This is a genomic window from Gottfriedia sp. NPDC057948 (genome assembly GCF_042887255.1).
Classification (GTDB): domain Bacteria; phylum Bacillota; class Bacilli; order Bacillales; family Bacillaceae_G; genus Gottfriedia.
Map to the genome: position 1 here is coordinate 24,374 of NZ_JBHVPN010000029.1, position 10,197 is coordinate 34,570.

The 10,197-nt window shown below is 33.4% G+C and carries 11 protein-coding genes; 10 read left to right on the top strand and 1 reads right to left on the bottom strand.

From position 1 onward, the window contains the following. Positions 1–69 precede the first annotated feature (69 nt). The 5 genes from ACFVRR_RS23465 to ACFVRR_RS23480 all read left to right on the top strand — a co-directional run bounded on the left by ACFVRR_RS23465 (position 70) and on the right by ACFVRR_RS23480 (position 2,876). Positions 70–762 carry a hypothetical protein gene (locus ACFVRR_RS23465; RefSeq protein ID WP_387333133.1) on the top strand — a complete coding sequence of 231 codons (693 nt, stop codon included), beginning with the start codon at positions 70–72 and terminating at the stop codon, positions 760–762. Between the two features lie 796 nt (positions 763–1,558). Continuing rightward, positions 1,559–1,861, top strand: coding sequence for a type II toxin-antitoxin system SpoIISA family toxin (locus ACFVRR_RS24335; protein WP_483867353.1), 303 nt, complete (start codon positions 1,559–1,561; stop codon positions 1,859–1,861). A gap of 2 nt (positions 1,862–1,863) precedes the next feature. Further along, positions 1,864–2,400, top strand: coding sequence for a type II toxin-antitoxin system SpoIISA family toxin (locus ACFVRR_RS23470; protein ID WP_483867354.1), 537 nt, complete (start codon positions 1,864–1,866; stop codon positions 2,398–2,400). 48 nt (positions 2,401–2,448) lie between these two features. Continuing rightward, on the top strand, positions 2,449–2,637 hold the full coding sequence (locus ACFVRR_RS23475; RefSeq protein ID WP_387333135.1) for a hypothetical protein: 189 nt from the start codon (positions 2,449–2,451) through the stop codon (positions 2,635–2,637). A gap of 107 nt (positions 2,638–2,744) precedes the next feature. Beyond that, complete coding sequence (locus ACFVRR_RS23480; protein ID WP_387333136.1) at positions 2,745–2,876, top strand: hypothetical protein; 132 nt, start codon at positions 2,745–2,747, stop codon at positions 2,874–2,876. A gap of 291 nt (positions 2,877–3,167) precedes the next feature. Here the strand turns inward: ACFVRR_RS23480 and ACFVRR_RS23485 are convergent, their stop codons facing one another. Continuing rightward, a complete protein-coding gene (locus ACFVRR_RS23485; protein ID WP_387333138.1) occupies positions 3,168–4,550 on the bottom strand; it encodes a hypothetical protein in 1,383 nt (460 codons plus the stop codon). A gap of 254 nt (positions 4,551–4,804) precedes the next feature. Here ACFVRR_RS23485 and ACFVRR_RS23490 point away from each other — a divergent pair, with 254 nt between their 5' ends. From ACFVRR_RS23490 to ACFVRR_RS23510, 5 genes are all read left to right on the top strand, one after another. Continuing rightward, positions 4,805–5,527 (top strand): amino acid ABC transporter ATP-binding protein, encoded by a 723-nt coding sequence (locus tag ACFVRR_RS23490; protein WP_387333140.1) that lies wholly within the window; start codon positions 4,805–4,807, stop codon positions 5,525–5,527. 78 nt (positions 5,528–5,605) lie between these two features. Beyond that, a complete protein-coding gene (locus ACFVRR_RS23495) occupies positions 5,606–6,337 on the top strand; it encodes an ABC transporter substrate-binding protein (protein ID WP_387333148.1) in 732 nt (243 codons plus the stop codon). Between the two features lie 67 nt (positions 6,338–6,404). Further along, positions 6,405–7,106 carry an amino acid ABC transporter permease gene (locus ACFVRR_RS23500; protein WP_387333142.1) on the top strand — a complete coding sequence of 234 codons (702 nt, stop codon included), beginning with the start codon at positions 6,405–6,407 and terminating at the stop codon, positions 7,104–7,106. Positions 7,107–7,360: 254 nt separating this feature from the next. Then, positions 7,361–8,098, top strand: coding sequence for an IclR family transcriptional regulator (locus ACFVRR_RS23505; RefSeq protein ID WP_387333144.1), 738 nt, complete (start codon positions 7,361–7,363; stop codon positions 8,096–8,098). 464 nt (positions 8,099–8,562) lie between these two features. Further along, positions 8,563–9,933 (top strand): PTS transporter subunit EIIC, encoded by a 1,371-nt coding sequence (locus ACFVRR_RS23510; protein ID WP_387333146.1) that lies wholly within the window; start codon positions 8,563–8,565, stop codon positions 9,931–9,933. The last annotated feature ends 264 nt before the right edge of the window (positions 9,934–10,197 follow it).

Below are 10,197 nucleotides of genomic sequence, written 5' to 3' on the forward strand. Positions count from 1 at the left end.
TTTAATAGATTCCTACCTAATTTATTTACTTACAAAGTGTAAGATAAAAAAATTGGAGGAATTGAACTTATGGCAACAAATTACAAGTATTCAAAAGAACTAATGATAATGGGAAGACCAACACTTCATGTAATCAAAACTCAAATTAGTAATATTTGCACTGAGAAAATCTGTAAACCACTTACAGACACATCTTATTATGGAATAAACGGAGGTTTTTTTGAGAGTAGTAATTATAATAATATACCTACAGGGTCTCGTTCAATTTGTGTAGATATAGCTGAGAACAATGTTAATTTAACTGTAAAAGGAAAAAAGTTTGCTAAAAATTATAATTACAACGGAACTTCTTCAAAATTAATTTCTAGGAAAACAGCGGTGATTTATACTTCAAGCGGAAAGAAAAAAATGGCTTATATGTATGCAAAACAAAGAAAAGATATTAGTTCAAAATATCCCACATATACTCAAATAATTGGAGGAACTGATTATTCTTCAGATTCATGGGGAGAGGGAGCATATAATTTACCTATTAATCGAACTGTATTAGCTTGGGATAATACCTATGTATATTTAATTGTTACTGAAATTCCACAAAGCATTCCAAGCTTAAAAAATTATATTAAAGCTTTAGGTTTAAATACAACTAACTCAATTGTACTAGATGGGTCAGGCTCTACATCTATGCAATGTAAAGAATTTACCAAAAAAGGTAAAGAAAGATATATTTTTAATATGATACGTTTAATTAATAAAAATTAAAATTATTTAGATCTATGATAGAATAAATTACTTATTTTCCAATTTCTGTACTTTTTCTTCTCTAAAAAAGACATTGTAATTGCACCCAACAAAGGAATAAATAAATATGGGTTAATCAAATAATTATATTCTGTATTAATAATTAGATTTTGAAATTCGATTGGAAAGAAAAATATAGAAAATATCGAAATTGTACCAAATATTAATATATCAAACAAAAACCTCATCTTTTCAATAAACCTATTAATTATTAATTTAACAAGATAAGATGCTAAATGAACCAAAAAAGTATATGGGAATAATATACAAGTTAAGTAGAATGGAAAAAAAATTAGGCTTTCGAAAGCGGTTAGCCTTATTGTTTCCGGCTGATTTGGCTCAAGTTGGATTAAAATTGAAAAAGGAATAGCCATTGATATTGAAGTTAATAGTAAATAAACGAGAGTAGAGGATATATATTTTATTTTGTTGTTTTCCATACAATTCATACCTTTCTATTATAATAATTAATTTGTTTGACAGTGCAGATATTAATTTTTATTAATTATGCTATACTATCCGTTACTAGGAATAATTTTATTATATTAGATTTAATAGGGGAATTTATTTACTATATTTATACTTTTTGTGAAAGAAAATGGAAATAATAAAAAGCTACATTCAAACTATTTGATAGTTTATGTGTAGCTTTTTTTTCTATTAAATTAAATCTTATAATAGAGTAGCAGATTTAGAAAAAATTGGTATAGTAAAGTTATTAAAAATGAAGAATGTAAGGAAAGGAGAGTATAAACAGGTGGCATTTAAGTTTTTTGTAGTAGCATTAATGTTATTTGCAGTCGGAAATTTCTTATTTTTCTTTTTAAACCAGTTGAAATACAACTTGTCTTTAAGAACTTTAAGAAAAGGGCTTTATACTTTGTTTATTTTAGGAATATCATTAGGGTTATTACTAGATGAAATCAAATTTTACAATTGGCAAATTATACTTTACTTAACAGCAGTCGTTATTTTTATCGATCTCGCTATTTTACTAACACCTAGCATAATGAAGATTTGGAAGCAGAATTTCAATATACGGATTATGTTGAGAACATGATTTTGACAAATAGAAAGGCTCAAAAAGCTACAGTAAATCGAGTCGTAACTATGTCTGATATGATTCAAAAAGCAGGTACATATTTTGAGGAACTAGAAGAAGCGAATGATAGCGATGAATTGAAAAAACAATTAGAATCGTATTTAAAAGAGTATACATCAAAATATGGATTAATTTTTCAATTGTGGGATATTAATATTACCCCAGATGTAGTAACTCCTGAAGATACAAGTGGATTATCAGAAGTGGAAATCGAAGTACTTGCACATGAATTAGGATTAATAAAAGAAATTAAAAAAGTATTAATTAATATTGAAAGGCTTAATACATATTCATTCGAGGAAGAGTTGGAATCGCATTTTAGTGCATTGTATCGATTGGAAATTGTAACTCTATTAAAAGAGGACAGTATGCTTATTCCCATCCTTAATGATGATATTAACATGATAATTGTCTTAAAAAATGTTAAGGGTGAATTGTTAGAAGTAGATGCTATACATATCACAAACTTAACTTATATTTTTTATTCATATGCGTAAATTTGTGATAAAATATGTGAAAGTTCACTTCAAAAGGAGGGTTCTTGGATGAGCAGAAAAATTGAAGATATTCTGGGAATCAAAAGATCAACAGGTATACGGTTTGGAAGAGCCAATAAAAAATTAATAAATCAAAGAACACAAAACACAACACATTTATCTGAAAAATCAACAAGTAAAATGTCTCGAAATATTGAAGAACTAAATAATAAGGTAATGAAATATATAAATAATTAATATTTTATTTGGACAAGGTGTTGTTAAAGGCATCTTGTTTTTTTGCATACATTTTTTTATGCTTGCATACCGTAATTGTAAGAGATTACAAGAAATGAGGGACAAGCATGGGAAAAGCCAAACCAACTAAAAAAATAACCCCGAAAAAAACGACTCGTTTTGTTGGGGAAACAAAGTTAGAAAAAGAAAATGATAAAGCCCTAAAAGTCATAAGGTCCATTAAGGGGATGTTTGGTTAATGTGTTAAGAATCAATTCGCTTGATTTTATGTCCCAAACGATTTAGCACATAATTATGGTTGGCACCCACTTCAAGTAGAACAACGACAAAGTATGACAAAAGAAATTGGTGGGTGCCTTTATACTAAATAATCATTTTTTACATATAAATTTGCTGTTTAAGATCATAAAAGTTATTAAATTAAGGTGTTTAAAAAATACTCTCGTAAATAAAGTTATTGATTTGAAATATGAGTTGAAAATATAAATTTAAGAATCAGCCAACTAATTTAGAAAGCTAATTTTTTTTGACTAGATCAAAAATATAGCAACAACAGTAGTAACAGCCAACCCAATCAAAACAGGCAACAAATTCCGTCTAGCCAACTCAAACGGACTAACATTACAAATAGCCGCCGCAGGAATCAACGCCCAAGGAATCAACGTTCCTCCACCAACCCAAATCGCTGCAATTTGCCCCATAGCAGTTAAAGTCGCAATCCCATGGCCAATCGCCGTAGCAAATAATGAAGCAACAGACCCAGCAAGCGAAATTCCAGAGAATCCAGATCCATCTAAACCTGTAATTGCCCCAACTGTAGTTAATGTCACTCCTGCAACCCCTGGATTTACTGGTACTGCATGCGCCAAAGCAAACCCTAAATCATTCACAATTCCATTCGAGCCTTTTGGCAAGTAATCTCCAATAATGGCCGTAAATCCACTATCCCCAAGATAGAAGAAAGCAGCAATCGGAATAACCGGACCAAATACTTTAAACCCGAATTTAAATCCATGAATTAAATAGTTTGTTACTTCTTCAAATCCTTTGTTTTTATGCCCAAACATAGATAGGATCGAAAGGATAATTAATGAAGTACCCCCGATTAATGCTGTTGCATCCCCACCTTGTAAATTGAAATGAACCATCGCCCAAATATCCACTGCAAATAAAATGAAAACAAGAGCGGCCATCCATTTTTGTTGTGTAGAAGAAAGTAAATACTCCTCAGCTTTCGTATCTTCTTCAGGTATTTCTACTGTTAAAAGTCCTCTTTTCATATCACGTTTTAAGAAGTAAAAAGCAACCACAGTTGTCACAACACCCATTACGATCACAAGTGGAATACTAGCGTGTATTACATCTGAAACTGGAATGCCAGCCGCGTCAGCTGTTAGTTTAGGGGCACCTTGAATTACGTAATCACTTGAAAGAGCAATACCATGACCGAACAAGTTCATTGCCATTGCAACACCTAAAGCTGGTAACCCAACTCTTAAAGCAACTGGAAGTAGAACAGCACCAATTAAAGCTACTGCAGGAGATGGCCAGAAAAACCAAGAGACAACCATCATCACGACCCCAATCGTCCAATAGGCAAGTGTGGCGTTTCTCATCACCTTTGTAAATGGACTGATGAGTGCCTGATGCACTCCACTATCAGTTAAAGCTTTACTCATAGAAACAATAATCGAGATTACTAAAATAGTAGAAAGTAATTCAGTTATGGCGTATATGAAACTTGAAAACAAGATACTAACGGAACTTGAAAGTGACTCAGTTGCTACTAGACCAAGAAGGAAAATTCCTGCGAGGCATACTAGGCTAGTGTCACGTCTAAGAATTAAAAATAAAATAATTAAACCTATAAATGCTACATAAAGCCAATGAATGGCAGTTAAATCGACATGCATGAGAATAGCCCCCTTTCGTTACATATATTGGATAACAATATATGCGTTCGCCTAGTTCAGGGTGATTGGAAAGATTTTACAGGTGGGTTTCTGAAAGTAGTACTAAATTAGCTACATTATTAACTCTAATTAATAGAAAGAAAATTATTTAATGACGGAATAGTCAGAATTGTGTATAATGTTAATAAAATAGAAATGGTTTCCGCATTGTGGAAAAAGTGTTGTTAATTACTCGGTGGGAGGGATGAAACAATATGATTAAGATCAAAAGTGTAAGTAAATCATTTGGGTCTTTACAAGTATTAAAAGGAATTGATTTAACGATTAAAGAAAAAGAAGTGGTTGTTTTATTAGGAGCAAGCGGATCGGGAAAGAGTACCCTTTTGAGATGTTTAAACTTCTTAGAGATTAATGATAAGGGAGAAATTTATTTTGAAGGTGAATTGGTTCAACCCGGCAAAACAGATTTGAATAAAATTCGGTCGGAGGTTGGTATGGTTTTTCAACACTTCAATCTCTTTCCGCATAAAACTGTTTTAGAAAATATAATTGAAGCTCCTATTCATGTTAGAGGAATGAAAAAGAGTGAGGCAAAAGAGATTGCTTATGTTTTGCTAGAGAAGGTTGGACTGACAGATAAGGCTGATGAATATCCAGAGATGTTATCAGGGGGACAAAAACAAAGGGTTGCTATTGCACGCGCACTTGCGATGAACCCGAGGGTAATGCTGTTTGATGAGCCTACTTCAGCATTAGATCCTGAACTGGTAGGAGAGGTTCTCCAAGTTATGAAACAGTTAGCAAGTGAAGGAATGACAATGGTTGTAGTGACTCACGAAATGGGTTTTGCTCGAGGTGTAGCGGATCGAGTTTTATTCATGGAGGAAGGTCTAATTTTAGAGGAGGGTACACCTCAACAGTTTTTTGAAAATCCACAAAATGAACGAACAAAACAATTTCTTAATAGTATTTTATAATTTAAAAAAATGATGGAGGTTTGTGTAATGAAAAAGAATTGGCATGGTATTTTATTAACTTCAATGATAGCAGGGGCAATGTTTCTAAGTGCATGTGGGGCAGATAAAACTAGTAATCAAGCGAGTTCAAAAGAATTTCATTATGCGATGAGTGGGTTATATAAACCATTTAACTTTAAGGAAGATGGCAAGCTTACTGGATTTGATGTTGAAATCGGTAAAGCACTTTCAGATAAGATGGGAATGAAAGCTGTACCAGTAACAAACCCATGGGAAACAATTGTACAAGGATTAATATCCAATAAGTATGATGCGATTTTGGGGAGTATGACGATCACTGATGAACGATTAAAAGTGGTAGATTTCAGTAATCCATATTATATTTCAGGTTCTCAGATTTTTGTCGCTGATAATAATAAGGAAATCAAATCTGCTGAGGATTTAAAAGGGAAGAAAATTGGCGTTGTAAAAGCAAGCCCATATAAAGATTTAGCGATTAAATTTACTGGAAAAGAAAATGTAGTTGATTATGATAGTGATCTAACGGCTATTATGGATCTTCCAACTGGTAGACTAGATGCTGTAATTACGGATCAAATGGTTGGCTTTAGAGTCATTAAAGAAGGTAAGGCTAAGATTAAGGATGTAGGCACACCACTAACTCATGATAATCAAGCAATTGCTGTAAGGAAAGATGATAAAGAACTTGAGAAGAAAATTAATAAGGCTTTAGATGAAATTATTAAAGATGGAACGTATGAAAAAATTAGTAAAAAGTGGTTTGGTCGCAATATTCTTGAAGAAAAATAATAATAGAATACTAGTGTAAAATAAGAGCCTAAGATTTTTTAGGACAAGATGAGGGGTGAGGTTCATCATGCATATATTATTAAATACGTTTCATGTATTTTTAGTGGCAACTTTATTAACATTAAAATTGACAATAGTATCTACTATTTTGGGAAGTGGAATAGGACTTATTTTTGCATTTTTCAGACTCTCCCGTATTAAAGCGCTTAATTATATTGCTAATCTCTATATCACGGTCATTCGTGGGACACCGCTTATTGTTCAAATCGCCATTTTATACTTCGGACTTTCTAGTATTATTACATTTTCGCAGTTTTGGGCTGGTGCAATAGCGTTAGGTGTGCATAGTGGAGCATATATTGCTGAAATCTTTCGTGGTTCAATTCAATCAATTGACAAAGGGCAATTGGAAGCTGCGCGTTCTCTTGGGATGTCCCAACCTTTAGCAATGAGAAGAATCGTACTTCCTCAAGCATTTAAAATTGCGATTCCTACTCTTGGTAATCAGTTTATCATTGGATTAAAAGATTCTTCACTCGTAGCATATGTAGGCATGCAAGATTTATGGGGAGCAGGATTAAGTGAGGCCGCCTCTAACTTTGAACAGATGAATACATATATTGTAGTCGGTTTATATTATCTTGCACTTGTGTTATTAATTACGTATGGAGTTAAAAAGCTTGAAGATTCTTTAGATGTGAGTCGTGGTAAAAAACGAAAACTAAGAAAAAATAAGTCTAATGCATCATTAGAATCTATAAAGTTGTAAATTAATCTAAAAGTCCTTGGAAAAACAGACGATAAACTTGTAAGATAGATGTAAAAATTACTCTCACAATTATTCATTTTCAAGTTCGAAATGAAAACAAGAAGAGCTGAGATACTAAAAGTCAACGCATCTTTAAAGAAACATACGTATATTACCAGTACGTAATGAACGGGAATCCACCTAACGAGGAATATTCCCAGATTTTTGAACAGACTCCCCAAGATAAGAAGTGAAGAGTCATAGGAGTTATGATCATGGTCCAATCAATTGACCGAGCAATGCTTATTATTGATATCTTAAATTCAGATGAATCCAAAAGTAATTGGCAAATCACCGAATTAGCGGAAAAAACATCTCTATCTCTTGGTACGCTTCACCGATTACTAAACGCTTTAATCCAACACGGACTTGTTGTCCAAATGCCTGAAACCAAGCATTATAAGCTCGGGTTTAAATGGATGGAACTTGGCCTCCGTCAATTAGATAAAATGGATTTCAGATTAGTTGCAAGACCAGTAATGGAGCGTTTAGCGAACCATGTAGAGGAAAGTATCTATTTAAATATTGAAAGTGGTATAGATGGCATTGTGATTGATAAAATTGACAGTCCTTTAAAAATAAGAATTGCTGAAAATTTGGGTATCCGAATTCCACTACATATTGGTGCTCCCAATAAAACCATTCTTGCTTATATGAAAGAAAATGAAATTCAACAAGTACTAGATCAGCTAAATCTTTCACCTGATTTAATCTCAATTTTAAAACAGCAACTGGTCGAAATCAGACAAAATGGTTATGCAATCAGTCAAAGTGAAAAAACTGAGGATACGGCGGCTATTGCGGCACCAATTACTGGATACAACAACAAAGTACTTGCTGCTTTAAGCGTGAATGTACCAGGATTTCGTTTTACTCAGGAACGTATTCCGTTCTTGATCGAAGAAGTAGTAAAAGCAGCCGAAGAAATTTCAAAGAAAATAGGGAAGATATAGGTGATACCTTATAGACGCATTCCAGTAACATGGGATGCGTCTATTTTTTTATAAAATACTTATAGGAAATTACCTTAAGCATCTAAATGCGATTCATCCTTATCCAAATTATCAATTCTCTTATTTAATATTATCCTACTAATACCTTGTCATAAAAGCGATATCATTAGCGTAAAATTTAAAATAAAATTTCAAAATACTTAATATAATATTAGAAATTTTGTTTATAGTATACAACCTAAGAATGTTACTTTTTAGGATGTATTAATTGGTCAAATTGCTGAGCTGCAGACACTTTCTGAAATTAAGGCAGTTGATGAATGTTCATTTAAATTGATAAAAAAGGGAGGGGATAAACCAGCCTAACAACACCGACTATTGTCATAATTAATTCAAATCTATTTCAGGAGTTAGATTATATCTTTTAAACTAATTAACTTGTTAATTTAAAAGGAGATGTAAAGATGGCAAAGGGGATTAGCAAATACTTATTAATTGCAGAACTATTATTAGAGCATTTGGGAGGAGTGGAGAATGTTTCGTCGTCCACTCATTGTATGACAAGACTACGCGTAGCCTCGAAAGATCATTCAAAGGTAGACATAGAGGCGATCAAAAAGACAGAAGGGGTTTTAGGAGTTGTAGAAGAAGAAACAATTCAAATCATACTCGGACCTGGTGTTGTCAACAAAGTTGCAGCAGAGTTTGATAAACTGCTTGCAGCTGCAAATGATTTTGATCTGAATGATGTAGCTTCAAAAAACAAATCAGAGATTGATAGAAAGAATGCAAAACCTTTTAAACTGTTTTTACGTAGAATCGCAAGTATTTTTATTCCGTTAATTCCTGCCCTTGTAGCTTCAGGATTAATAACCGGTATTACAAAAGCAATTGTTCAAGCGGAATGGCTTGCTGCAGACTCAAAATTAGCTATTATTTTAACTGTTATCGGATCGGGTCTGTTTGCTTATCTTGGAATCTTAGTCGGTATAAACGCAGCAAAGGAATTTGGTGGATCCCCCGCGCTTGGGGCATTGGCAGGTATTCTTGTTATCAACCCTGGAGTTGCAGATATCTCTTTGTTTGGGCACAATCTGCTTCCTGGACGTGGAGGGTTAATTGGAGTTCTTTTTGCTGCAATTTTCATCGCTTTAGTTGAAAGGCAAGTAAGAAAATTTGTACCGCAATCTCTAGATATTATTCTCACGCCTACAATAGCATTATTAATTACAGGTATCCTTACATACCTAGTGTTTATGCCTGTTGGCGGATATATATCCGATGCGATTACAAAAGGATTGCTAAATGTTCTAGATTTTGGAGGAGTTGTAGCTGGATTTGTACTTGGCGCAACATTCCTACCACTAGTCGTTACTGGGCTCCATCAAGGTTTGACGCCAGTTCATCTTGAATTAATTAACTCCATTGGAGATGACCCATTACTACCAATCCTTGCGATGGGTGGAGCAGGTCAAGTAGGAGCAGCGTTTGCAATTTACTTTAAAACGAAGAAAAAAAGCTTAAAACGTGCGATTGGTGGGGGACTACCATCAGGAATGCTCGGAATTGGTGAACCATTAATTTTTGGTGTAACACTACCGCTAGGACGTCCATTCTTAACGGCATGTTTAGGTGCCGGGATTGGAGGAGCATTTCAGGCTCATTTCCATATCGCTACAATTGCAGTCGGTGTTTCAGGACTTCCATTATCATTCTTAGTTCATACGAATCAGATTTTATTGTACTTAACTGGAGTTCTTATTTCTTATGCAGCTGGATTTATTTTTACTTACTTATTTGGATTTAAAGATGAAATGGCTGCTGAGTTCAAGTAATTTAAGTTAACATGTAAGTAGGAGAACAGAAAATTTGAAAAAGAAGGGCTGCTAGTTTAGCAGTCCTATTTGTCATAAAAGACGGGAAAATAGTGAAGAATGATAGCTACGGCTATAAGTAAAAATTTGAGCTTATCAAAATCTATATCAGTTACCCGATAAGTAGAGGGAGGCCACTGAAAAACAGCATTTTTATTTGCCTAATCAATATATAAATTAAAAAAGTGGATTTTTCGTTCAGAATTGAACGGAAAATCCACTTTT

Coding starts and splice junctions, on each gene's coding strand:
- ACFVRR_RS23495 (WP_387333148.1), top strand. CDS start 5,606: ATGTTTCTAAGTGCATGTGGGGCAGATAAAACTAGTAATCAAGCGAGT.
- ACFVRR_RS23465 (WP_387333133.1), top strand. CDS start 70: ATGGCAACAAATTACAAGTATTCAAAAGAACTAATGATAATGGGAAGA.
- ACFVRR_RS23510 (WP_387333146.1), top strand. CDS start 8,563: ATGGCAAAGGGGATTAGCAAATACTTATTAATTGCAGAACTATTATTA.
- ACFVRR_RS23500 (WP_387333142.1), top strand. CDS start 6,405: ATGCATATATTATTAAATACGTTTCATGTATTTTTAGTGGCAACTTTA.
- ACFVRR_RS23480 (WP_387333136.1), top strand. CDS start 2,745: ATGGGAAAAGCCAAACCAACTAAAAAAATAACCCCGAAAAAAACGACT.
- ACFVRR_RS23505 (WP_387333144.1), top strand. CDS start 7,361: ATGGTCCAATCAATTGACCGAGCAATGCTTATTATTGATATCTTAAAT.
- ACFVRR_RS23490 (WP_387333140.1), top strand. CDS start 4,805: ATGATTAAGATCAAAAGTGTAAGTAAATCATTTGGGTCTTTACAAGTA.
- ACFVRR_RS23485 (WP_387333138.1), bottom strand. CDS start 4,550: ATGCATGTCGATTTAACTGCCATTCATTGGCTTTATGTAGCATTTATA.
- ACFVRR_RS23475 (WP_387333135.1), top strand. CDS start 2,449: ATGAGCAGAAAAATTGAAGATATTCTGGGAATCAAAAGATCAACAGGT.